Raw genomic sequence first — 21,592 nt, forward strand, 5'->3', positions numbered from 1 at the left:
AGACTTACCAACGGGTCTTTTCGCCGGGTGCAGCCGGTTCGATTGCCAGCGCATGGACGCCGGCTTGCAGCTCCGCTGCGAGCAATTCGTTGACGGCGCGGTGGCGGTCGATGCGGCTCATGCCGGCAAAGACGGATGAGACGATGCGGACGCGAAAATGCGTCTCGCCGGTGCCGTCATAGGCACCGTGATCGTCGGAGCCGTGGTGGTGATGACCGGCATGAAGGTGGCTTTCATTGACGATCGCCAGCCGCTCCGGCGAAAACGCCTTGTTCAGCTTGTCTTCCATCGTCGCCTGTATGGACATCGCCATCTCCCTTCACCATATCTGCAAGGCGTGATCGGGAAATCGGGATCGATCCCGCCGGGCCGCCTCAAAAATCGCCATTCGCCCTGCTTTATGCCGCGATTCAGCGGTTAGGGCGATGATCGCGAAAATGTCAATTCTTGTTTCGCACGTGCGAACAGCCCATAAATGGGTGAGATGAAACCGTACCCCAAATATTTCGAGAAAATTCGGGTCCGTCCCGACAAGGATGCGGAGCTGAAGTCGCACTCGCCGATCTGCCAGTGGGACGGCTGCAAGGAGGCCGGTACCCACCGGGCGCCGGTCGGACGCATGAAGGAAGGCGAGTATTTTCAGTTCTGCTTCGATCATGTGCGCGAATACAACAAGGGTTTCAACTACTTCTCCGGCGTGCCGGACACCGAGATAGCCCGCTTCCAGAAGGAAGCGATGACCGGCCACCGGCCGACATGGAAGATGGGCGTCGCCGGCGCCTCGACGCGCTCCTCGCCCGATTTCGCCCAGCAGCGTTCCGGTCGCGCCGGCTATTACAACCGCATGCGCGATCCTTTCGACCTGTTCAAAGGGCCGAAGGATCCGCGCGAGGCGCGCGAACGCAAGGCCAAACCACTTGAGGCCAAGGCGCTGGAAACGCTTGGCCTTGATACAAAGGCGACTGGCAAGGACATCAAGGCGCGCTATAAGGAACTTGTGAAGCGCCACCATCCGGATGCGAATGGCGGCGATAGAGGTTCGGAAGACCGGTTCCGCGATGTGCTGCAGGCCTATCGCGTGCTCAAGCAGGCGGGTTTGTGCTGAGCAACCTAACGGTTCGTGTCGTTTTCCAACTTTCATAAGGGTGGAAAAGGCTCTAAGACCGCCCCCGGACAAAATCGATTGCCGGCGAAATCAGGCATTTCGCCCGTGGAGACTTGGATAGAGATGAACAAGGTCGATCGCGACATCGCCAATTTGCCCGACACGACGGTGTCGGTGAAAGACAAATTCGGCTTCGAGTCCAAGATGGTGGTGCCGGCCTATTCGGTGACCTCGGAACATGTGCCGGACATCGATCCGGATTATCTGTTCGACAAGGCGACGACGCTGGCGATCCTTGCCGGCTTTGCCTACAACCGCCGCGTCATGGTGTCTGGCTATCACGGCACCGGCAAATCGACCCATATCGAACAGGTCGCCGCCCGCCTTAACTGGCCCTGCGTGCGCGTCAACCTCGACAGCCATGTCAGCCGTATCGACCTCGTCGGCAAGGACGCCATCGTCGTCAAGGATGGCCTGCAGATCACCGAATTCCGCGACGGCATCCTGCCCTGGGCCTACCAGCACAATGTCGCGCTCTGCTTCGACGAGTACGATGCAGGCCGTCCGGACGTGATGTTCGTCATCCAGCGCGTGCTGGAATCGTCGGGCCGCCTGACGCTGCTCGACCAGAGCCGGGTCATCCGCCCGCATCCGGCGTTCCGGCTGTTTTCGACCGCCAACACGGTCGGCCTCGGCGACACTACCGGCCTCTATCACGGCACGCAGCAGATCAACCAGGCGCAGATGGATCGCTGGTCGATCGTCACCACGCTGAACTACCTGCCGCACGACAATGAGGTGAACATCGTGCTGGCCAAGGCCAAGCACTATCGCGACGGCAAGGGCAAGGACATCGTCAACAAGATGGTGCGGGTCGCCGACATGACGCGCTCGGCCTTCATCAATGGCGATCTGTCGACCGTGATGAGCCCGCGTACCGTCATCACGTGGGCCGAAAATGCCGAGATCTTCGGCAATATCGGCATGGCGTTCCGGCTGACCTTCCTCAACAAATGCGACGAGCTGGAGCGTTCGGTGGTGGCCGAGTTCTACCAGCGCGCCTTCGGAGAGGATTTGCCCGAGAGCGCCGCCAACGTGGTGCTGGGCTGAGCAGAGCCTCGATGGCGGGTCCGGGCGACAACACGCGCAACAAGTCGAAGACGGGGTCTGAAGCCGACAGCTTCAAGCGTGCCGTCACCGTCTGCATGCGCGCCATCGCCGGCGACAAGGAGCTCGAAGTCGGTTTCGCCAAGGACCGCCCGGCGCTCGCCGGCAGCCGCGCCCGACTGCCCGAACTGCCGAAGAAAGCGTCCAAGACAGACATCGCGATTACTCGTGGCCTGGGTGATTCCATGGCGCTGAAGCGCGCCTGCCACGATCAGCGCATCCACACCAAACTGGCGCCGGAAGGCAAGCTGGCGCGCTCGATCTATGACGCCGTGGAACAGGCCCGCGTCGAGGCGATCGGCAGCCGCGCCATGCAAGGCGTCGCCGACAATATCGGCTCGATGCTGGAGGACAAATACGCCAAGGCCAACCTTGTCGACGTCAAGGACAAGGCCGACGCGCCGATCGAGGAGGCGCTGGCGCTGATGGTGCGCGAAAAGCTGACCGGACGGCCGATCCCGAAGAGCGGCGAACGGCTGGTCGACCTCTGGCGGCCCTGGGTCGAGGAAAAAGCCAAGGCCGATCTCGACGGACTGTCGGCCAAGCTTGGCGACCAGCAGGCCTTTGCCCGCGTCGTGCGCGAGATGCTTGCGTCCATGGAGATGGCCGAGGAACTCGGCGACGACCAGGAAACCGAAGACTCCGAGGACAATGACGACAACCAGCCGCAAGGCGAGGAGCAGAGCGAGGAGGGCGGTGAAGACGATTCCGGCTCCGAGCAGTCGCAGTCCGAGGATGCCGAGGCCTCGGCCGACGACGAACAGTCGTCCGAGACTGAGGCCTCCGACGCCACTGCCGACGATCTTTCCGACGATGACGATGCAGACGCCGAAACGCCGGGCGAGGCGCGCCGTAACGACAACCCCTTCGCCAACCTGCCGAAAGAGATCGACTACAAGGTTTTCACCACCGCCTTCGACGAGACGGTCGGTGCGGAAGACCTGTGCGAGGAGGAAGAACTCGACCGGCTGCGCGCCTTCCTCGACAAGCAGTTGGCCAATCTCTCCGGCGTCGTCGGACGGCTCGCCAACCGGCTGCAGCGCCGCCTGATGGCGCAGCAGAACCGTTCCTGGGATTTCGACCTCGAAGAGGGTTATCTCGATCCGGCACGCCTGGTTCGTGTCGTCATCGACCCGATGCAGCCCTTGTCGTTCAAGCAGGAGCGCGACACCAAATTCCGCGACACGGTGGTGACGCTGGTGCTCGACAATTCGGGCTCGATGCGCGGTCGGCCGATCACGGTTGCCGCCACCTGTGCCGACATTCTGGCGCGCACGCTGGAGCGCTGCGGCGTCTCGGTCGAGATCCTCGGCTTCACCACGCGGGCGTGGAAGGGCGGACAGGCTCGCGAGAAGTGGCTGAAGGACGGCAAGCCGCCGAACCCCGGCCGGCTCAACGATCTGCGCCACATCATCTACAAATCCGCCGATCATCCGTGGCGTCGCGCCCGGCGCAATCTCGGCCTGATGATGCGCGAGGGCCTGCTCAAGGAAAACATCGACGGCGAGGCGTTGTTATGGGCGCACAACCGGCTGATCGCCCGGCCCGAACAGCGCAAGATCCTGATGATGATCTCGGACGGCGCGCCGGTGGACGATTCGACGCTGTCGGTCAATCCTGGCAACTATCTCGAGCGGCATCTGCGCGCCGTCATCGAGCTGATCGAGACGCGCTCGCAGGTCGAGCTGCTGGCCATCGGCATCGGCCACGACGTTACCCGCTATTACAGGCGCGCCGTCACCATCGTCGATGCCGAGGAACTGGCCGGCGCCATGACCGAGCAGCTGGCCTCGCTGTTTGCCGAGGAAAACGTGCGCGATACACGCCGCGGCGGCTACCGGCGCGCTGGATGATATTTTTGCGCGGCGGGTTTCGGCAGATGCTCTTCGCGGTCACTGCCTTGTTCGGCATGGCGTTTGCGCCGGCCATCGCCGCCGGCCCAAGCGCGGTCGAGCCGGTCGAAGTCTCGGCGCGGCCGATCACCACCTTCAATATCGGCAGCGCCGACAAGCAGTTTGGGCTGCTGGAATTCGTCGGCGGTCTTGAGATGAACTCGACGACGCGCGATTTCGGCGCGCTGTCGGCATTTCGGTTCGTCAAACCCGGCAGCGATTTCATCGGCGTCGCCGATACGGGCTTCTGGTTCTTCGGCTCGATCACCCATGATGCCGACAAGCGGCCGTCCGGCATCCAGAATTTCCGCATGCAGCAGATGGTCGATGAGAAGGGCCGGCCGATCGACAAGAAATGGGAAGTCGATGCCGAGGGCCTTGCAGTCAACGACGGCATTGCCACCGTCGGCTTCGAGCGCGATCACCGCGTCGCCCAGTTCAAGATCGACCCCAGCAACATGACTGCGCCGTTCAAGCAACTGAACTTCCTGGTTCCAGCCCGGGAACTGCGGCAGAACCGCGGTTTCGAGACCGTCACCCACGCCAATACTAACGGCCAGCACGAGGGCGGCCTCGTCGTGGTCTCGGAAAAGAGCTTGGACAAGGTTGGCAACATCTATGCCGCCATCATCGAAGGGCCGCACAAGGGCGTCTTCACGGTCAAGCGCAACGGCGATTTCGACATCACTGACGGCGCCTTCCTGCCGGATGGCGACCTGCTGCTTTTGGAGCGCAGTTTCTCGATGGCCGGCGGTGTCAGGATGCGGCTAAGGCGCATCTATGGCGAAAGCGTCGAGAAGGGCGCGGTTGCCGACGGGCCGGTGCTGATGGAAGCCGACATGGGCTACCAGATCGACAATATGGAAGGACTCGACGTCTGGACCCGCGATGACGGGGCGCTGATGGTGTCGCTGATCTCGGACGACAACCACTCGATCCTGCAGCGCAACCTCTATCTGGAATTCATCCTGCACCAGGATTGAGAGCCCTAAGGCTTGGTGGCGATCCAGATGACGTGGCGCGCGCCGCGCTTGCCATTGGCGCGCGTCTTCACCTCGTCCACGACAAAGCCCGCCTGCTTGAGCCTAAGTGTGAAGCCGGCATCGGGGCCTTGCGACCAAACAGCCAGCACGCCCCCGGGCCTGAGCGCTGCACGCGCCGCGCCGAGCCCGGCAGCGCCATAGAGGGCGTCGTTGCCCTTGTAGACGATGCCTTCGGGGCCATTGTCGACATCGAGCAGGATGGCGTCCCAGGCTGCCTTGTCGCATCTTATGATGTGCCCGACGTCGGCTTCGCGAACCGTCACACGGGGATCGTCGAGACAGCCGGCGAAGACCGCCTCCATGGGGCCGCGCGCCCAGGCGATGACGGCGGGGACAAGCTCGGCAACGGTGATGCCTGCGTCGGCGCCCAATTGGGCAAGCGCAGCGCGCAGCGTAAAACCCATGCCGAGGCCGCCGATCAGGATTTTCGGTTGGGCGCGGCCGCCGATCTTTTCACAGGAGAGCTTGGCCAGCGCTTCTTCGGAGCCGCTGAGGCGGCTGTTCATCAGCTCATTGGTGCCGAGCATGATCGAGAATTCGCTGCCGCGCTGCTTGAGGCGCAGTTCCTGTCCGCCGTCAGGCGTTTTGGCCGAGCCGAGCTGGACCCAAGGGATCACGGCCTAGACAGCCACGGCCGGCTGGCTCCAGTGGGCGGCGAGCAGCCGGTAGGGGATCAGGGCCACAACAGCGATGATCAGCTTCACCGAAAGGTCGCCCAGCGCCCAGGAGACCCAGCGCATGGTCTCGACCGGCAGCACGCCCATCAGCGGCGCCGTCTCCAGCGCAAAACTGTCGTTCGGGCCGGCAAAAGCGAAGGCGGCCGAAAAGGCGATGCTGAAGAACACCAGGGTGTCGAACACCGAGCCGACCAGCGTGCCGACGATCGGCGCGCGCCACCAGCTCTGCCGGCGCAACCGGTTGAACACGGTGACGTCGAGCAATTGCGCGCAAAGGAAGGCCGCGCCGGAAGCTGCGGCGATGCGCACCAGCCGGTCGGCTGATGTCTCGAACTCGATCAGGCCGTGGCGAAACAGGAAGGGCGGGACGAGAATCGAGCAGACCACCGCGGTCATGAAGCCGACAAAGACGATGCGGCGCGCCACCGTCGGGCCGTAGCGGCGGTTGGCAAGGTCGGTGACCAGGAAGGAGAAGGGATAGGTGAAGGCGCCCCAGGTCAGGATGTCGGCCAGCGACAGACCGCCGGCCTGACCCTGCATCGGGAACTGCACGAGGATGTTCGATACCACGACGACAAGCGCCATGGCGGCCACAAAGGGCAGATATCGCGAGAAGGAAGTCATTTTTTTATCCTGGGTAATGGAACCAGCCAGGCGCTAGCCGAAATCCGGATCGCGCTGCCTTGCAAGTTTTGAGCATCGGATTGCTCCGATGCTGCTGCCTTAGAAGTTTTGAGCATCGGATTGCTCCGATGCTCAGGGCGGTCGTCCCCCGCCTTGATATCGTTAAGCGGCGGGCTGGTCGGCCAGCTTCTTGGCGATCTGCTTCTTCAGCAGCCGCGCGCGCTGCGACAATTCCTTGGCGTCGGCCTTGGCCAGGAAGGCGTCGAGGCCGCCGCGATGCTCGACCGAACGCAGCGCGTTGGCCGAAATGCGCAGGCGCACATTCTGGTTCAGCGCTTCCGAAATCAGCGTCACATTGACGAGGTTCGGCAGGAAGCGGCGCTTGGTCTTGTTGTTGGCGTGGCTCACATTGTTGCCGGTCTGGACTGCCTTGGCAGTGAGTTCGCAGGTGCGGGACATGGTTCTAACCTTCAGTTCTGTCTAGCCTGCCAAACCTTGTTCGCCCGCGCCGGGTGGCGCGCGGTTTCAGTCAGGCGGCCTTATGGAAAAGTTGGCGTTCCATAGTTGCATTTCGCCAATGCGTCAAGCTCCGGCTTGCCCACGACTGTGACGAGCGTTTCACATAAAGGCCGGAATTCAGCCTATAAGCGGTCGGACAGGGACATCTCAAGCCGGAGTCGCCCGCCTCCGGTTAAAAAAATCAAGGACCGAGCCCGCCATGCTTCGCCCGTCACATGCCGTTGTCGCCATACTTGTCGCCGCCTTGCCAACATCAACCCTTGCCGCCGCGCCCGCAGCCACCGCACAGTCCTTCAAGGGCGAATACACGGTGTCGTTCCTCGGCCTTTCCGTGGCCAAGGCGACATTTTCCAGCCACTACGAAGGCGATAGCTATTCCATAGACGGCACCGTCTCCAGCGCGGGTCTCGCCACCTTGTTCGACGACACGAGCGGCACGATCTCGTCAAAGGGCAAGATTCTGGGCAAGCAGATGCAGCCGCAGGTATTTCGCGCCGATTATAAGTCCGGTAAGAAGGCTTCCATGGTCGATATCCGCTTTGCCAATGGCGCGGTGACCGCCACCCAGGTCATTCCCGAACCGAAAAAGCGCAATCCCAAAAACTGGATACCGCTGGGCAGCAACGATCTGGCATCTGTGCTCGATCCCATGGCGGCTACCGTTATCCATGCCGACAGCCTCGACCAGGTCTGCGGGCGCAAGGTGAAATTCTATGACGGCGAGATGCGCGCCGACCTGACGCTGACCTACGCCTCGAAAGGATCGATCTCGGTCAAGGGCTACAAGGGCGACACCGTTACCTGCAAGATGAGCTTCGAGCCGGTGGCAGGCTACCGCAAGGGCCGCAAGGCGCTGAATTACCTGAAGAAGAAGAGCCAGATGATGGTGACGTTTGCACCGCTCGGCCAAACCGGCATATATGCGCCGATCCACGCCACGGTCGGGACGCAGATCGGCACCTTGACTGTCAGCGCGGGGCGGTTCGAAGCTACTGAATAGACGCGCCCACCCGAATAGAAATGGGGCGAGTCGCCGGAGACGGGCATGGGGCGCGCAACACTGATCGGTTTCTCGGCGGTCGCCATGTGGGCGCTGCTGGCGTTGCTCACCGATGCGTCGGGCGCCGTGCCGCCATTCTTGCTCTCGGCCATCACCTTCACCATCGGCACCGCGGTCGGGCTGGTTGCCCGGCTGTTCATGCCGGCGACCGATAAAAGCCTGAAGATCCCACGCCAGGTCTGGGTGATCGGCATTGCCGGACTGTTCGGATACCATTTCTTCTATTTCACCGCGCTGCGCAACGCGCCGGCGGTGGAGGCAAGCCTGATCGCCTATCTGTGGCCGCTGCTGATCGTGCTGGGATCAGCGCTGATGCCGGGCGAGAAGCTGGCCTGGAACCATGTCGTGGGCGCGCTGCTCGGGCTCGCCGGGACCGTGCTGATCGTCACCAAGGGTGGCGGCCTCGCCTTCGATGCTCGCTACACCTTCGGCTATGCGATGGCGGCCGTCTGTGCGCTGCTGTGGTCGTCCTATTCGCTGCTGTCGCGGCGCTTTCCGGCGGTGCCGACCTCGATCGTCACCTGGTTCTGCGCCGCCACGGCAGCCCTGTCTCTCGTCTGCCATCTTCTACTGGAAAAGACGGTGCTGCCCGATGGTCCCGGCCAGTGGCTGGCGGTGCTTGGTTTGGGGTTGATGCCGGTGGGCGCGGCCTTCTACGCCTGGGATATCGGCGTAAAGCGCGGCAACATCCAGGTGCTCGGCGCGGCAAGCTATGCGGCGCCACTGCTGTCGACATTGGTGCTGATCGCGGCGGGCGTTGCCGAGCCGTCGCTGCGTATCTTGGCCGCCTGCGTGCTGATCACCGGCGGCGCGGCGCTGGCGGCGAAATCGTTGTTCCTGCGCAAGGCGGCAACTGGCGGGGCAAGCGCATGACCATGCCGTTCGCCGGCGGCATCGACGCCAACGCAAATGCAACATTGATTTTTTCGCTGGTGGCGGCGGTGATCTACGCCTTCACCCTGGACATGCGGCCGACGCTGGCCCGCTCGGCCGCAAAGACGCTGGCCGTGGCCATGCTTGCGGCGCTGGCCTTCATGCAAGGTGGGCCGCTGTTGCTCGTCGATGCGCTGGCGCTCAGCGCCGTCGGCGACGCCTTCCTGTCGCGTGACGGCGAAAAGGCCTTCCTCGGCGGGCTGGCCAGCTTCCTTGCGGCGCATGTCCTCTATGTGCCGCTCTTCCTGCGCGGCGGCGGCGGGCTGGATGTGCTCAGCACCGAGACATGGCGCGGCGCCATCGCGCTTGCCATGGCGGCCTTCGCAGTCGTCATGCTGGCGGCGCTCTGGCGCCGTGTCAGTCCCGGCCTGCGGGTGCCGATCGCCATCTATATCGCGGCCATTCTGGCGATGGGCATCTCGGCGTTGACGCTCGACAATCCGTGGGTCATCGGCGGCGCTGTTATGTTCATGGCATCGGACGGGCTGCTTGCCGCGGAGAAATTCCTGGTTCCGGCAATAGCACCCTATCGCGCCGGCATCCGTTATGCGGTCTGGGTGCTCTACTATGCCGCCCAGCTCTGCATAACTCTTGGTTTTCTTCTGGCCTAAGGCTGCCAGCCCGGCTCGGCCATTTCAAACGCGGCGAAGTCGAAGCCCGGCGCCACGGTGCAGCCGACCAACGTCCATTCGCCGAGGCTGCGCGCTGATTGCCACCAGCCGGCCGGCACAACGATCTGCGGCCGCTCGCCCGCCGCAAGTTCAATGCCGAGCACCTGCTCGATCACCTGGTTAACCTTTGGACTGCCTTCCTCGCACATCGACAGCGCCAGCGGCGCCCCGGCATGGAAATGCCAGACCTCGGCCGCGTCCTTGACCCGGTGCCAGGCCGAAATCTGGTCCTGTTCAAGGAGGAAATAGATCGCCGTCGAATGGCCCCGCCCGGCGCCGTCGCGAAAGGTCTCGGCATACCAGCCGCCTTCCGGATGCGGCTTGAGGCCGAGCGTGGCGATGATTTCAGCGGCGCTGGTCATGGCTGATCCCGGTACGATGCTCAGAAATTGTCCTTGCGCTTGCGGATTTCCGCGAACACTTCGGCGTCCGGGGCCGCCTCCATACCGAGATGCTTGCGGATCGCCGGGTCGTGCCAGCGCAGGAACGGATTGGTCGACAATTCCTCGCCGATCGTGGTCGGCAGCGTCGCCTTGTTGTCGGCGCGCAGGGTCTCGATTTTGGCGGCGCGTTCCCTGAGCGCCGAATTGGTCGGGTCGACGGTCAACGCAAAGCGGGCGTTCGAAAGCGTATACTCATGGCCGCAATAGATGACCGTGTCCGCCGGGAGTGCGGCGAGCTTCTTCAGCGACTCATACATCACCGGCGGCTTGCATTCGAACAGCCGGCCGCAGCCGAGCGCGAACAAAGTGTCGGCGGTGAACGCCACTTTCGAGGCCGGAAAATGATAGGAGACATGGCCCGCAGTGTGGCCGGGCGTGGCGATGACATCGATCCGCTCGCCGCCGAGATGGACGACCGAGCCTTGCCCGACGGTCTCGTCGATGCCGGGGATCTTTTCCTTTTCAGCCTCCGGTCCGACGATGCGCAGCTTGAAGCGCTCCTTCAGCGCCAGATTGGCCTCGACATGGTCGACATGGTGGTGGGTGGTCAGGATCATCGTCGGCTTCCAGCCGGTACGCTCGATCGCGGCAATGATCGGCGCTTCTTCGGGCGCGTCGATAATGGCGGTCTCGCCGCTTTTCGGGTCATGCACCAGCACGCCGAAATTGTCGCTGCGGCACATGAACTGTTCGATTTCGACGGGCATTGGCATCTCTCCATCTGTTGGCGCAGACATAGGGCGCTTGGCCGCCGATGTCACTCTAGCTTTGCAGAACGTGCCGGCTTTGTTGAACTTGGGCGGCATCGCAGCTACCGTCCCGCGCATGCATTCCGATATCGTCGATCTCCGCTCCTTCTATTCGACCACGCTCGGCCGCCTGGCTGAACGCTCGATCACCATGGCGCTGTCCTCAATATGGGCAACAGTGCCCAATGAGCGGCTGGTCGGGCTCGGCTATACCTTGCCGTGGCTGGAGCGGTTCGGCACCGATGCCGAGCGGGTGTTTGCCTTCATGCCTGCTACGCAAGGCGCAGTCGTCTGGCCGGCGAACGGGCCGACGGCTACGGCGCTGGTCTTCGACGAGGAATTGCCGCTGGTCGATTCCTGCATCGACCGCATGCTGCTCGTGCATTCGCTCGAACATGTCGAAAACCCGCGCGAGACGCTGAACGAGATCTGGCGGGTGCTGTCGCCGGCAGGGCGCGTCGTCATCGTCGTGCCCAACCGGCGCGGTGTCTGGGCGCGGTTCGAGCACACGCCGTTCGGCAATGGCCGGCCGTTCTCGCGCGGCCAGCTGACAGAATTGCTCCGCGAGGCGAATTTCACACCGGCTTCCTGGTCCGACGCGCTGTTCTTCCCGCCATCGCCGCGGCGCTTCATGATGCGGTTCCACAATGTGCTGGAGCGCGCCGGCCGGCGGTTCTGGCCGATCTTTTCCGGCGTCATCGTGGTCGAGGCGCAGAAGCGGCTCTATCAGGGCGTGCCGGTCGCGCAGCGCGCCTCGCGCCGTGTCTTCGTGCCGGTACTGTCACCGCACGGTGCGACGCGGCTTGGCCGCCGGGCGGAAGGGGTGACATCGACGACGCGTCAGGTGACACCTTCGTGATCATCATGAAAACTGGTGTTGCGTGGGTTTTTCCCACCTATCTGTCGCAGATGCATTCGCGGTCCGTTTGAGCGGCGGATGCCTTCAAGTCTCTCCATCTGGTTTCAGCAACGCTTCTGAACGCAAGGACCTCGTGCATGGCTGATCAACCGGACAAGTCCGCCACGCTCAGCCGGTAACCGTCGAAGCCAGCAGCCTGCGCGATCAGGTGGCGACGATCAAACGGGCGCTGATAGGCTCACCGGTGCGCAAGTGGCTGGTCTGGACGTCGGTCGGCATTATGGCGGTCATCGTCGCCACGTCGATCGGCCAGGTTCTGCTCAACCGCTGGAACCAGCCTTTCTACGATGCGCTGGCGCGTCGCGACATGGCGGCCTTCCTGCATCAGCTGATGATCTTTGCCGTGATTGCCGGCACGCTGCTCCTGCTCAACATCGCTCAGACCTGGCTCAACCAGATGATCCGGCTGAAGCTGCGCGAGGCGCTGACGCTCGACCTGATCGACCAATGGATGCGGCCGGCGCGGGCCTTCCGGCTCGCCAATGCCGGCGCCATCGGCGTCAATCCCGACCAGCGCATGCAGCAGGATGCCGCGCATCTGTCCGATCTGTCGACGGACCTCGGCGTCGGCCTGCTGCAATCCTTCATCCTGCTGGTGTCGTTCGTCGGCGTGCTTTGGCAACTCTCGTCGGGCTTCGTCTTCCACATCAACGGCTGGTCGCTGGCGATACCGGGCTACATGGTCTGGGCCGCGTTCCTCTATGCCGGCATCGCCTCCTGGCTGAGCTGGCTGGTCGGGCGGCCGCTGATCCGCCTCAACAGCGACCGCTACACCCGCGAGGCCGAGCTGCGTTCCGGGATGGTGCGCGTCAACGAGAATGTCGACGCCATCGCGCTCTATCACGGCGAAGCCGATGCCAAGAGACGGCTCGAAATCGACCTTGGCACGGTGCTGGGCGCGATGCGAAACATCTACAAAGCGCAGATCAACCTTTCCTGGGTGACCGATACCTATGGCTGGATCACCGTGGTGGCGCCGATCCTTGTGGCATCGCCGGTCTATTTTTCAGGCGATATCAGCTTTGGCGGGTTGATGATGGCGGTCGGCGCCTTCAACCAGGTGCACTCGTCGCTGCGCTGGTTCATCAACAATATCGGCGGCATCGCCGACTGGCGCGCCACGCTGATGCGCGTTGCCGACTTCCGCATTGCGCTCGATGAAACCGATGTGTTGCACGACAAGGAAAAGCGCATCGAATTCGGCGATAACGCCAATGGCAGCCTGACCTTCGAGAAGCTCCAAGTGGCCTCGCCGGAGGGCTGCACCAAACTTTCAGACAGCCATGTCGAGATCCATCCCGGTGAGCGCGTCGTGATCACCGGCGACCCAGGCGCCGGCAAGACATTGTTCTTCCGCGCCATTGCCGGCCTTTGGCCCTGGGGCAGCGGGCGGATCGGCTTGCCGGCCGGAGAAACGCCGATTTTCGTGCCGCGTGTTCCGTATTTTCCTGCCGGCACGTTACGCGAAGTGCTGCATCCGAATGGCTCGGCGCCGGCTGGCGATGCTGATTTTGGGGCGGTGCTGGCCGAGGTCGGCCTCGAGCGGCTGTCATCCTCGCTCGACCGTTCCGCACGCTGGGAGCGTGAACTCAACGATGACGAACAGCGGTCGCTGGCCTTCGCCAGGCTGGCCTTGCGGCAGCCGAAATGGGTGATCATCGACGAAGCGATGGACGCGTTCGATGGTCCTTCGCTGCGAAGGGTACTGTCCATGCTGGAGAAACGCCTGCCGGAAACCGCGATCCTCAACATCGGGCGCGGACTGCACAATGGTCATTTCTTTCCACGCGCATTGAACATCGTGAAGGATACGGGTGCTGCGCCACTGAAACCCGCCCGAGTCAGGACCGGCGCCATCGACCCGCCGCCGAAAGCGGCCGTGCGGCGAAAGTAGAAGGGGCTTTATTTCGCCGCGATCGCGGCGAAGATTCACGGGTCGAAACGTCGGTGGTGCGGCCATGCTCGATGCGCTCAGCCTGCTTGCCTGCCTTGCCTGCACCACGCCCGTGGCTGCCCCGGCCGTTGCCGTGGATGTCGAACTGGTGCTGGCCGTCGACATCTCACAGTCGATGGACGAGAGGGAGTTCGCGCTGCAGCGCGCGGGCTATGTCGAGGCGCTCAGGCATCCCGATTTCATCAAGGCCGTGCGCTCGGGAACCACCGGGCGCATCGCGCTTGCCTATTTCGAATGGGCGGGCGTCGTGCGCGAGGATGGCGTCATCGCCTGGCAGGTGATCGACAGCGCAGAGAGCGCCAACGCCTTCGCCGACAGAATAGAAGCGCGGCCGTTCCGCAGCTTTCGCGGCACCTCGATTTCCGGTGCGCTTGCCTTCGGCGCCGGGCTGTTCGAGGGCACGGGGTTCGATGCGCCACGCAGCGTCATCGACATTTCCGGCGACGGTCCCAACAACACCGGGCTGCCCGTCGCCACGACACGCGATGCGGCGGTGGCCAAGGGCATCGTCATCAACGGCCTGCCGATCCTGATCAGCCCGTCGCCGACCTTCAGCCATCTCGACCAGTATTATGACGACTGCGTCACCGGTGGGCCCGGCTCCTTCGTGTTGCCGATCTATGCGGCCTCGGAATTCGCCACCGCCATACGCCGCAAGCTGATCCTGGAGGTGAGCGGCATCGCCGATGCGACCGTGGTCCCGATCGATGCCGCCGCACCCATGGACTGCCTACAGGGCGAACGCGACCGGCGGCTATATTCCGACCCATATCTGCCGGAACTCGACAAATGAGGTTTGAGGCAGTTCGGAGGGGAAAGCCGCTGCGCGGCTTGTCGGCAAACTTCAGGCCGGCCGTGCACCGTATTTGTCGCGAAATTCGGCATAGAGATCGCGGCGCCAGCGCCGGCCGCCGACATAGCCACGCAACAGCTGCGGCAGCGAATAGCCAAGCGCCTTCGACGACCGGTTGGCCATATAGCCGGAGAACGCCTGCGAAACCCTGCCCTTGAGTGCATCGGCGATGAGCTGCCGGGCGATCATGTAAGGCGGAATGTAGGGGTAGCGGTCGGCGATATAGGGGTGCTTGTCGATCAAGCTCGCATAGGCTTCGACATAGCCGTCCCGGCGACCGGAGATCGAATTCTCCGAGTTGTACTTTTTCCAGTCGATCACTTCGGACAGCTGCGCGCCGCTGCGACGGGCAAAGCGCAGCAACAATTCGCGATCCTGCATGCGCGTGACGTCACTGTCGTAGCCGCCGATGGCCAGCAGCGACTCGCGCCGGGCGGTGATTGCCGACCCGGCAATGAAGATGGTCTGCGCGACAAGGGCCCGCTCCAGCGAGTCGCGGCTCAGCAGCGCCTCGCGGTTGACGCAGTTGGTGCGGCGATTGCCCTTCAGCGACACGAAGGAACTGATCAGCACTTCGAGCGAGGGATTGTTGTCGAACTGCTCCAGCGTCCGCGCCAGGCGATCCGGCAAATAGACGTCGTCGGAATCGAGGAATGTCACCACCGGCGCCTGCGCCCGCTCGATGCCGGCATTGCGGGCGGCATTGGCGCCGCGCCATTTCGAGCCAACATAGATCAGCCGTGGATCGCGGATTTCGGCAAGTGCGGCTGCCGTACCGTCGGTCGAGCCGTCATCGACGACAATGTGTTCGAACCGGGGAAAATTCTGCGCCAGCACGCTCTCCACGGCGCGCACCACCTTGCTGCGGCGATTGTGCGTCGGTGTGATCACCGAGATCAGCGGAGCGAGGTCGGTTGCCTTGGACATGTTGCTTCGATTGTGCCCCGAAATGCCTGGAGGCCGGAGGTTTTGATGGTCGCCGTCCAAGCCTTACCCCGGGATGGTATTCGATTCGACGCTACAAAAAACCAGCGGCAATGTCATCACAAACTGTTGAGCCAGGACGCCGGTAAGCCGGCCGATTACCCCAGACGTAATCGACCGATGGCCATCATGTCTGCAGATTGCGCCAACGAAGCCGGTCGTCGGGCTTCGATCTCACAGGGAGTTCAGCCATGGCCGCCTACGCCGTCGCCCATATGCGTCAAGTCACAATGGGCCCGCAGATTGTCGAGTATCTGCAGAGGATCGACGCCACATTGGAGCCGTTCGGCGGCCGCTTCCTTGTCCACGGCGGCGACATGGACGTGGTCGAAAACGAATGGCCCGGGCATCTGATCGTCATCGAGTTTCCGGACAGGGCGCATGCGTGGGGCTGGTACGATTCATCAGCCTATCGGGAGATTCTGGCCTTGCGCACCGACAACTCCCACGCCGATGTGATCATCGCCGATGGCGTTCAGCACCCGCACAAGGCGACGGACGTGCTGGAATAGGGGCAAACTACCGCTTCAGCAAGAACACCGCTTGCTGGCCGAAGAAATTCCAGAACCACCATGGCATCGACAGGCCGATCTTCTGGCCGTTGCCGTCGAGCGCGGTGGCTTTCTCGACCGAAGCGCCGAGTTCCTCGACCAGATTGACGAAGTCGCGGATGGTGCAGAAATGGATGTTGGGCGTGTCGTACCAGGAATAGGGCAGGTCCGCGGTCACCGGCATCCGGCCATTGACGAACAGCGACAGCCGCACCCGCCAGTGGCCGAAATTGGGGAAGGAGACGATGGCGCGGTTGCCGATTCGCAGCAGCTCGTCGAGCACCAGCTTCGGGTTGCGGGTCGCCTGCAGCGTCTGAGACAGGACGACGAAGTCAAAACCCTTGTCCGGATAGAATTCGAGGTCGGTATCGGCATCGCCCTGGATGACCGAGAGACCGCGCGCCACGCATTCATTGACGCCGCGCTGCGACAGCTCCAGCCCGCGGCCGTCGACCTGCTTGGTCTCCTGCAGGAGTTCGAGCAGCAGGCCGTCGCCGGAGCCGACATCGAGCACCCGCGACTGCGGCGGTATCAGGTTGGCCACGACTTCGAGGTCGACGCGCTGGCTGCCATTGACGCTCATGAGGCGAGCCCCCTTGCGCGGGCCGCCGAGCCGATGAAGCCCTTGATGGCGGCAAACAGTTCGGGTTCATCGAGCAGGAAGGCATCATGGCCGCGGTCGGTGTCGATCTCGACGAAGGAGACGGAGGCGCCGGCGGCGTTGAGCGCATGCACGATCGAGCGGCTCTCCTCGGTCGGGAACAGCCAGTCCGAGGTGAAGGACACCAGGCAGAAGCGGGTCTTGGTCCCGGCAAAGGCATCTGCCAACCGGCCGCCATGGTCGGCGGCGAGGTCGAAATAATCCATCGAACGGGTCATGTAGAGGTAGGAGTTGGCGTCGAAGCGGTCGACGAATGTCATGCCCTGGTGGCGCAGATAGCTTTCGATCTGGAAATCTGCGTCGAAACCGAAGGTCAGTGCTTCGCGGTCCTGCAGATTGCGGCCGAATTTCCGATGCAGGGCGGCTTCCGACAGATAGGTGATGTGGGCGGCCATGCGCGCCACGGCGAGCCCCTTTTCCGGGCGCTTGCCGTGCTCGAAATATTTGCCGCCATGCCAGTCCGGATCGGCCATGACGGCCTGCCGGCCGACCTCGTGGAAGGCGATGTTCTGCGAGGAATGGCGTGCGCCTGTGGCGATCGGCAGGGCCGAGAAGACGCGCTCGGAATAGCACGATGCCCATTCCAGCACCTGCATGCCGCCCATCGAGCCGCCGAGCACGCAAAACAGCTTTTCGATGCCGAAATGGTCGACCAGCATCAATTGCGCCCGCACCATGTCGCGGATGGTGATGATTGGCAGGTCGAGGCCGTAGGGCTTGCCGGTGGCGGGATTGGTCGAGGCCGGACCGGTGGAGCCGAGGCACCCGCCGATGACGTTGGAGCAGATGACGAAGAAGCGGTTGGTGTCGATGATCTTGCCGGGACCGATCAGCACTTCCCACCAGCCGGGCTTGCCGGTCACCGGATTGGTGTTGGCGACATGCTGGTCGCCGGTCAGCGCGTGGCAGACCAGGATGGCGTTGGTGCGGGCATCGTTGAGGGTGCCATAGGTCTGGTAGGCGATCTGGAACGGCGACAAAAGCGTGCCGGCGTCGAGCTTCAGCGGCTTGTCAGGGCCAAAACGCAACACCGGGCTCGACGGGCTGTCGGCCTCGTTGTTGGTTTTTGTAGCGCGGAGCGCGGCCATGTGACTCTCCTTGCCCGCCGTCAGGCAATAAAAAACCGGCAATGCGATCGCAAAGCCGGTTACGTCACGCAAACGGCCCTTTAGCGAGTTGTTTAACGTGGCTGCAAGCCGACCGGCCAAATCACCACGGAACTGTTGCGTTCTTCTAGAACTCGTGCGGCCCGGCGTCAACGGCCAGCTATGCCCGCCTCTCGACATTCGCGGCTACGGCTTGTATTTCCGCTGCGGCCTCCGGACGGAGGCATTCTGGATGGATTTGCGACATGGACAAGACAGCGGGCAAGGCACGGCCGACGCCCCGCGCGGGCATCATGGACATCGACGCCTATGTACCGGGCAAGAGCACGGCACCTGCCGGCGTCGCCAAGGTCCATAAATTGTCGTCGAACGAGAACCCGCTCGGCCCGTCGCCGAAGGCGATCGAGGCCGCGCGCGAAGTGGCCAGCAAGCTTGATGTCTATCCCGACGGCACCGCCCGCCGGCTGCGCGAGGCGATCGCCGAGGTGCACGGCCTCAACCCGGCAAACATCATCTGCTCCAACGGTTCCGACGAGATACTTGGCCTGCTGGCGCAGACCTATCTTGCGCCAGGCGATGAGGCGATTTTTACCGAACATGCCTTCATGGTCTACAAGATCTACATTCAGTCGGCGGGGGCCAAGCCGGTTGCTGTGAAGGAAACCGAGGAGCGCGCCGACGTCGACGCGATCCTGGCCGCGGTGACGCCGCGGACCAAAATCATCTTCCTCGCCAATCCCAACAACCCGACCGGCACCTATCTGCCGTTCCAGGAGGTCCGCCGCCTGCATGCCGCGCTCCCAGGCAACGTGCTTCTGGTGCTGGACGCGGCCTATGCCGAGTATGTCAGGCGCAATGACTATGAGGCAGGTATCGAGCTGGCGGGCAGCGCGCAGAATGTGGTCATGACCCGCACCTTCTCCAAGCTCGGCCTTGGCGGCGCGCGCATCGGCTGGATGTATGGCCCACTGCACATCGTCGATGCCATCAACCGCATCCGCGGCCCTTTCAACGTCAACGCAACAGCGATCGAGGCCGGCATTGCCGCCATCCGCGACCGCGCCCATGTCGAGCGCAGTTCGTTGCACAACGAGACCTGGCTTACCTGGTTGAATGAAGAACTGACGAAGCTTGGGCTGCGCGTGACGCCCAGCGTCGGCAATTTCGTCCTCATCCACTTTCCCGACGACAAGAGGCATTCGGCTGAGGCGGCGGACGATTACCTCACCCAGCGCGGCTATATATTGCGGCGCGTTACCGGCTATGGCTTTCCCAATGCGCTGCGCATGAGCGTCGGCACCGAAGAAGCAAATCGCGGCGTCATCGATGCCCTCACGACATTCCTGAAAAGCTGAAACAATGACAGCACCGATGTTTGAAAAGATCGCGCTGGTCGGCATCGGCCTGATCGGCTCGTCGCTGGCCCGCATCATCCGCCGCGAGGGCCTGGCCCGCCATGTCGCCATCGCGACGCGCAGCCCGGCCACGCTGGCGCGGGCGAAGGAGCTCGGTCTTGGCGAGAGCTACACCACCTACGCCAGGGAAGCGGTCCGCGACGCCGACCTGATCATCGTCTCGGTGCCAGTGGGGTCGTCGGGCGAGGTGGCGCAAGAGATCGCAGCGGCGCTGAAAAAAGGCGCCATCCTCACCGATGTCGGTTCGACCAAGGCCTCCGTCATTGCGCAAATGCAGCCCTATGTGCCGGACGGCGTGCACTTCATTCCGGGGCACCCGCTGGCGGGTACGGAGAAATCGGGCCCGGATGCGGGTTTCGCCGAGCTGTTCGAAAACCGCTGGTGCATCTTCACGCCGCTGCCGGGAACCGATCCGGCCGCGCTGGAAAAGCTGTCGGAATTCTGGCGGCGCTGCGGCTCCAACATCGACACGATGGACCCGCAGCATCATGACATGACGCTGGCCATCGTTTCGCATCTGCCGCACATCATTGCCTACAACATCGTCGGCACGGCCGACGATCTGGAATCGGTGACCAAGTCGGAAGTGATCAAATATTCGGCTTCCGGTTTCCGCGACTTCACCCGTCTGGCCGCCTCCGACCCGACCATGTGGCGCGACGTGTGCCTGCACAACAAGGATGCCATCCTGGAAATGCTGGCGCGCTTTTCGGAGGACCTCGCCTCGCTGCAGCGGGCGATCCGCTGGGGCGACGGCGACAAGCTGTTCGACCTGTTCACCCGCACCCGGGCCGTTCGCCGTTCGATCATCGAGGCCGGCCAGGATATCGACGTGCCGGATTTCGGCCGGCAGGCGGTCGAGCACCCGGTGAAAAGTTAAATCTGTTTCAGACGGGCCAGGTCGCCGCGACCATGGCCATTGTCTCGGCCCGGTCCGGCGCGCCCAGCCGGCCGCCGAAGCGCTGGCATTTGAGCGCGGCCGCCGCGCTGGCAAAGCGCAAGGCCTGCTCGATAGGCATGGCTTCGGCAAGCCCGACGGCAAAGGCACCGTGAAACACGTCGCCGGCGGCAAGCGTGTCGACCGCCTTGATCTTCGGCGCCGCGATGTGGCGCACGCATCCGGCGGACCGGTCATGCCACCAGCTTCCCGCGGCGCCGCCGGTCACCGCGACAAAGGCGTCTGTGCGGCTGGCGAGGTCGGCGCAGGCGGTTTCGGGATTCAGCGCGTGGCCGCAGACGATGCGTGCAGCCGTCTCCGAAGCGACGATGTGCGACGCCAGCGGCAACAGACGCTCCAGCACCTCCAGCGGCGCCGTGTCGGCGTCGAGGATTGCCGGGCAACCGGCGTCGCGCGCGGCGGTCAAGGCAAGAGCGGCGGCGCCCGGCCAGCGCACATCGACCAGCACGGCATCGAAGCCGGAAAGATCGGCGACAGGCACCGCCTCGGGGTCGGCCTGCGCCTTTGGGTCGTAGAAGGGCACGATGATGCGCTCGCCATGAGCGTCGACCAGGATCGCGGCCAGCGCCGAGCGGGCGCCTTCGACGCGGCGGACAAAGTCGCAATCGACGCCCTCGGCCTCGATGCCGGCCAGCAATTGGTCGCCGACGGCATCGTCACCTGCACTTGCCCACAGGAACACCTCGGCGCCGAGACGGCGGGCGGCGCAGGCAGCACTTGTCGCCATGCCCGAGGCGATCTGGATGCCGTCCGAGGCGATGAACTTGCCCTGATGCGTGGGCAGGGTTTCGACGCGCAGGATGGTATCCAGCGTCAGCGCGCCAACGCTCAGCAGTTTCACCGGTCGGTTCATGCGTCGGCTTGCTCGAACATGATCTCTCCCCAAAAGCCATTCCCGCTCTTTGCGATCATGCTCTATCTCTTTGTTTTAACGCAATTCCGGACGGAAAACCGCTCACACTTTTCCTGGAATTGCTCTAATCGAGCGGCTTGATCTTGCCCAGCGGAATGAAGCCGAGCGAGACCTTGCCCTTCACCACCTTGAGCGGCATCGACGGTTCGTTGCCGAGCAGCGCCAGACCGGCAAAGCCTTGCTCGATCTGGCTCTTCTGCTCGGGGATTGCGGTGGCGAGGATTGCCGCCACGGCTTTGGGATCCTGCAGCTTGATCGTCAGGTCGGCATTGACCTGGCCGTTGGCGTCGACCGACACCGGGCCGGAGACGGTGATGCGCGCGGTTCCCGACGACAGATCGAGCTTGTGGATGCCGACCGCCTGGCCGCGCAGGCTCCTGGCCTGCGTCTTCATC

The 21,592-nt window shown here is 63.4% G+C and carries 23 protein-coding genes, 1 pseudogene and 1 riboswitch; of the genes and pseudogenes, 13 read left to right on the plus strand and 11 right to left on the minus strand.

From position 1 onward, the window contains the following. Positions 1-4: 4 nt before the first annotated feature. On the minus strand, positions 5-307 hold the full coding sequence (locus NKI61_RS11505; protein WP_023670675.1) for a BolA family protein: 303 nt from the start codon (positions 305-307) through the stop codon (positions 5-7). A 168-nt stretch (positions 308-475) separates the two neighbouring features. Between NKI61_RS11505 and NKI61_RS11510 the strand changes: the two genes are divergently transcribed. The 4 genes from NKI61_RS11510 (at position 476) to NKI61_RS11525 (ending at position 5,147) form a co-directional block, all read left to right on the plus strand. After that, positions 476-1,105, plus strand: a complete 630-nt coding sequence (locus tag NKI61_RS11510; protein ID WP_032887126.1) for a J domain-containing protein — start codon at positions 476-478, stop codon at positions 1,103-1,105. Positions 1,106-1,228: 123 nt separating this feature from the next. Continuing rightward, positions 1,229-2,215, plus strand: coding sequence for a cobaltochelatase subunit CobS (gene cobS, locus NKI61_RS11515; RefSeq protein WP_023670677.1), 987 nt, complete (start codon positions 1,229-1,231; stop codon positions 2,213-2,215). Between the two features lie 11 nt (positions 2,216-2,226). Further along, on the plus strand, positions 2,227-4,125 hold the full coding sequence (cobT, locus tag NKI61_RS11520; protein WP_352839563.1) for a cobaltochelatase subunit CobT: 1,899 nt from the start codon (positions 2,227-2,229) through the stop codon (positions 4,123-4,125). After that, complete coding sequence (locus tag NKI61_RS11525; protein WP_352839564.1) at positions 4,122-5,147, plus strand: esterase-like activity of phytase family protein; 1,026 nt, start codon at positions 4,122-4,124, stop codon at positions 5,145-5,147. Before cobT ends, NKI61_RS11525 begins: the two co-directional genes overlap by 4 nt. A gap of 5 nt (positions 5,148-5,152) precedes the next feature. On the opposite strand, the gene NKI61_RS11530 is transcribed toward NKI61_RS11525, so the two are convergent. From NKI61_RS11530 to rpmB, 3 genes are all read right to left on the minus strand, one after another. Next, on the minus strand, positions 5,153-5,824 hold the full coding sequence (locus NKI61_RS11530) for a polyamine aminopropyltransferase (RefSeq protein WP_352839566.1): 672 nt from the start codon (positions 5,822-5,824) through the stop codon (positions 5,153-5,155). A gap of 3 nt (positions 5,825-5,827) precedes the next feature. Continuing rightward, the gene (locus NKI61_RS11535; RefSeq protein WP_023711707.1) at positions 5,828-6,508 is read right to left on the minus strand and encodes a queuosine precursor transporter; all 681 of its coding nucleotides are present in this window, start codon (positions 6,506-6,508) and stop codon (positions 5,828-5,830) included. Between the two features lie 162 nt (positions 6,509-6,670). Next, positions 6,671-6,967 carry a 50S ribosomal protein L28 gene (gene rpmB / locus NKI61_RS11540; RefSeq protein WP_023670682.1) on the minus strand — a complete coding sequence of 99 codons (297 nt, stop codon included), beginning with the start codon at positions 6,965-6,967 and terminating at the stop codon, positions 6,671-6,673. 259 nt (positions 6,968-7,226) lie between these two features. Between rpmB and NKI61_RS11545 the strand changes: the two genes are divergently transcribed. From NKI61_RS11545 to NKI61_RS11555, 3 genes are read left to right on the plus strand one after another with little or no spacing between them, the layout of a single operon-like run. Then, the gene (locus NKI61_RS11545; protein ID WP_023711708.1) at positions 7,227-8,027 is read left to right on the plus strand and encodes a DUF3108 domain-containing protein; all 801 of its coding nucleotides are present in this window, start codon (positions 7,227-7,229) and stop codon (positions 8,025-8,027) included. 45 nt (positions 8,028-8,072) lie between these two features. Beyond that, complete coding sequence (gene yddG / locus NKI61_RS11550) at positions 8,073-8,960, plus strand: aromatic amino acid exporter YddG (protein WP_023699112.1); 888 nt, start codon at positions 8,073-8,075, stop codon at positions 8,958-8,960. Next, positions 8,957-9,631: a lysoplasmalogenase family protein gene (locus NKI61_RS11555; protein WP_352839568.1), complete on the plus strand. Its 675-nt coding sequence runs from the start codon at positions 8,957-8,959 to the stop codon at positions 9,629-9,631. The genes yddG and NKI61_RS11555 overlap by 4 nt, the downstream gene beginning before the upstream one ends. Here the strand turns inward: NKI61_RS11555 and NKI61_RS11560 are convergent. Both NKI61_RS11560 and gloB read right to left on the minus strand, forming a co-directional pair. Then, a complete protein-coding gene (locus NKI61_RS11560; RefSeq protein ID WP_023701384.1) occupies positions 9,628-10,053 on the minus strand; it encodes a cupin domain-containing protein in 426 nt (141 codons plus the stop codon). The two genes, NKI61_RS11555 and NKI61_RS11560, sit on opposite strands and share 4 nt — an antisense overlap. 20 nt (positions 10,054-10,073) lie before the next feature. Beyond that, positions 10,074-10,841, minus strand: a complete 768-nt coding sequence (gloB, locus tag NKI61_RS11565; protein WP_023701385.1) for a hydroxyacylglutathione hydrolase — start codon at positions 10,839-10,841, stop codon at positions 10,074-10,076. A gap of 118 nt (positions 10,842-10,959) precedes the next feature. Between gloB and NKI61_RS11570 the strand changes: the two genes are divergently transcribed. From NKI61_RS11570 to NKI61_RS11580, 3 genes and pseudogenes are all read left to right on the plus strand, one after another. Next, positions 10,960-11,742: a class I SAM-dependent methyltransferase gene (locus NKI61_RS11570; protein WP_023670688.1), complete on the plus strand. Its 783-nt coding sequence runs from the start codon at positions 10,960-10,962 to the stop codon at positions 11,740-11,742. 137 nt (positions 11,743-11,879) lie between these two features. After that, positions 11,880-13,696, plus strand: a pseudogene (locus NKI61_RS11575) (ABC transporter ATP-binding protein/permease). Positions 13,697-13,760: 64 nt separating this feature from the next. Next, positions 13,761-14,549: a DUF1194 domain-containing protein gene (locus NKI61_RS11580; RefSeq protein WP_023714977.1), complete on the plus strand. Its 789-nt coding sequence runs from the start codon at positions 13,761-13,763 to the stop codon at positions 14,547-14,549. A gap of 51 nt (positions 14,550-14,600) precedes the next feature. On the opposite strand, the gene NKI61_RS11585 is transcribed toward NKI61_RS11580, so the two are convergent. Then, entirely contained in the window at positions 14,601-15,536 is a 936-nt protein-coding gene (locus tag NKI61_RS11585) for a glycosyltransferase family 2 protein (protein WP_023673297.1), read from the minus strand. Positions 15,537-15,784: 248 nt separating this feature from the next. Between NKI61_RS11585 and NKI61_RS11590 the strand changes: the two genes are divergently transcribed. Next, positions 15,785-16,105, plus strand: a complete 321-nt coding sequence (locus tag NKI61_RS11590) for a DUF1330 domain-containing protein (RefSeq protein ID WP_023694041.1) — start codon at positions 15,785-15,787, stop codon at positions 16,103-16,105. 7 nt (positions 16,106-16,112) lie between these two features. Here the strand turns inward: NKI61_RS11590 and metW are convergent, their stop codons facing one another. Together metW and metX are read right to left on the minus strand one after the other, a co-directional pair. Further along, positions 16,113-16,727 carry a methionine biosynthesis protein MetW gene (gene metW, locus NKI61_RS11595; protein WP_023673299.1) on the minus strand — a complete coding sequence of 205 codons (615 nt, stop codon included), beginning with the start codon at positions 16,725-16,727 and terminating at the stop codon, positions 16,113-16,115. Then, a complete protein-coding gene (metX, locus tag NKI61_RS11600; RefSeq protein WP_023742897.1) occupies positions 16,724-17,893 on the minus strand; it encodes a homoserine O-acetyltransferase MetX in 1,170 nt (389 codons plus the stop codon). Before metX ends, metW begins: the two co-directional genes overlap by 4 nt. A 60-nt stretch (positions 17,894-17,953) precedes the next feature. After that, positions 17,954-18,031: riboswitch (SAM riboswitch) on the minus strand. 125 nt (positions 18,032-18,156) lie between these two features. Between metX and hisC the strand changes: the two genes are divergently transcribed. Beyond that, positions 18,157-19,266, plus strand: a complete 1,110-nt coding sequence (hisC, locus tag NKI61_RS11605; RefSeq protein WP_352839570.1) for a histidinol-phosphate transaminase — start codon at positions 18,157-18,159, stop codon at positions 19,264-19,266. Between the two features lie 4 nt (positions 19,267-19,270). Further along, a complete protein-coding gene (locus NKI61_RS11610; RefSeq protein ID WP_352658771.1) occupies positions 19,271-20,206 on the plus strand; it encodes a prephenate/arogenate dehydrogenase family protein in 936 nt (311 codons plus the stop codon). Positions 20,207-20,213: 7 nt separating this feature from the next. Here NKI61_RS11610 and NKI61_RS11615 read toward each other — a convergent pair whose 3' ends face one another. Both NKI61_RS11615 and NKI61_RS11620 read right to left on the minus strand, forming a co-directional pair. Continuing rightward, positions 20,214-21,137, minus strand: a complete 924-nt coding sequence (locus tag NKI61_RS11615) for a sugar kinase (RefSeq protein ID WP_023748509.1) — start codon at positions 21,135-21,137, stop codon at positions 20,214-20,216. Positions 21,138-21,261: 124 nt separating this feature from the next. Next, positions 21,262-21,592 (minus strand): DUF2125 domain-containing protein (locus NKI61_RS11620; protein WP_352839572.1); only part of this gene is annotated, 331 nt, incomplete at its 5' end.

Origin of the sequence: Mesorhizobium sp. M0514, assembly GCF_040321145.1 — a bacterium.
Lineage (GTDB): Bacteria > Pseudomonadota > Alphaproteobacteria > Rhizobiales > Rhizobiaceae > Mesorhizobium.

Bases quoted from the DNA above. Each gene is read 5' to 3' on its own strand.
- NKI61_RS11510 (WP_032887126.1), top strand. From the start codon at position 476: ATGGGTGAGATGAAACCGTACCCCAAATATTTCGAGAAAATTCGGGTC.
- NKI61_RS11555 (WP_352839568.1), top strand. From the start codon at position 8,957: ATGACCATGCCGTTCGCCGGCGGCATCGACGCCAACGCAAATGCAACA.
- NKI61_RS11580 (WP_023714977.1), top strand. From the start codon at position 13,761: ATGCTCGATGCGCTCAGCCTGCTTGCCTGCCTTGCCTGCACCACGCCC.
- NKI61_RS11570 (WP_023670688.1), top strand. From the start codon at position 10,960: ATGCATTCCGATATCGTCGATCTCCGCTCCTTCTATTCGACCACGCTC.
- NKI61_RS11585 (WP_023673297.1), bottom strand. From the start codon at position 15,536: ATGTCCAAGGCAACCGACCTCGCTCCGCTGATCTCGGTGATCACACCG.
- yddG (WP_023699112.1), top strand. From the start codon at position 8,073: ATGGGGCGCGCAACACTGATCGGTTTCTCGGCGGTCGCCATGTGGGCG.
- NKI61_RS11590 (WP_023694041.1), top strand. From the start codon at position 15,785: ATGGCCGCCTACGCCGTCGCCCATATGCGTCAAGTCACAATGGGCCCG.
- cobT (WP_352839563.1), top strand. From the start codon at position 2,227: ATGGCGGGTCCGGGCGACAACACGCGCAACAAGTCGAAGACGGGGTCT.
- NKI61_RS11610 (WP_352658771.1), top strand. From the start codon at position 19,271: ATGACAGCACCGATGTTTGAAAAGATCGCGCTGGTCGGCATCGGCCTG.
- cobS (WP_023670677.1), top strand. From the start codon at position 1,229: ATGAACAAGGTCGATCGCGACATCGCCAATTTGCCCGACACGACGGTG.
- NKI61_RS11505 (WP_023670675.1), bottom strand. From the start codon at position 307: ATGTCCATACAGGCGACGATGGAAGACAAGCTGAACAAGGCGTTTTCG.
- metW (WP_023673299.1), bottom strand. From the start codon at position 16,727: ATGAGCGTCAATGGCAGCCAGCGCGTCGACCTCGAAGTCGTGGCCAAC.
- gloB (WP_023701385.1), bottom strand. From the start codon at position 10,841: ATGCCCGTCGAAATCGAACAGTTCATGTGCCGCAGCGACAATTTCGGC.
- NKI61_RS11525 (WP_352839564.1), top strand. From the start codon at position 4,122: ATGATATTTTTGCGCGGCGGGTTTCGGCAGATGCTCTTCGCGGTCACT.
- NKI61_RS11545 (WP_023711708.1), top strand. From the start codon at position 7,227: ATGCTTCGCCCGTCACATGCCGTTGTCGCCATACTTGTCGCCGCCTTG.
- metX (WP_023742897.1), bottom strand. From the start codon at position 17,893: ATGGCCGCGCTCCGCGCTACAAAAACCAACAACGAGGCCGACAGCCCG.
- rpmB (WP_023670682.1), bottom strand. From the start codon at position 6,967: ATGTCCCGCACCTGCGAACTCACTGCCAAGGCAGTCCAGACCGGCAAC.
- NKI61_RS11535 (WP_023711707.1), bottom strand. From the start codon at position 6,508: ATGACTTCCTTCTCGCGATATCTGCCCTTTGTGGCCGCCATGGCGCTT.
- hisC (WP_352839570.1), top strand. From the start codon at position 18,157: ATGGACAAGACAGCGGGCAAGGCACGGCCGACGCCCCGCGCGGGCATC.
- NKI61_RS11615 (WP_023748509.1), bottom strand. From the start codon at position 21,137: ATGAACCGACCGGTGAAACTGCTGAGCGTTGGCGCGCTGACGCTGGAT.
- NKI61_RS11560 (WP_023701384.1), bottom strand. From the start codon at position 10,053: ATGACCAGCGCCGCTGAAATCATCGCCACGCTCGGCCTCAAGCCGCAT.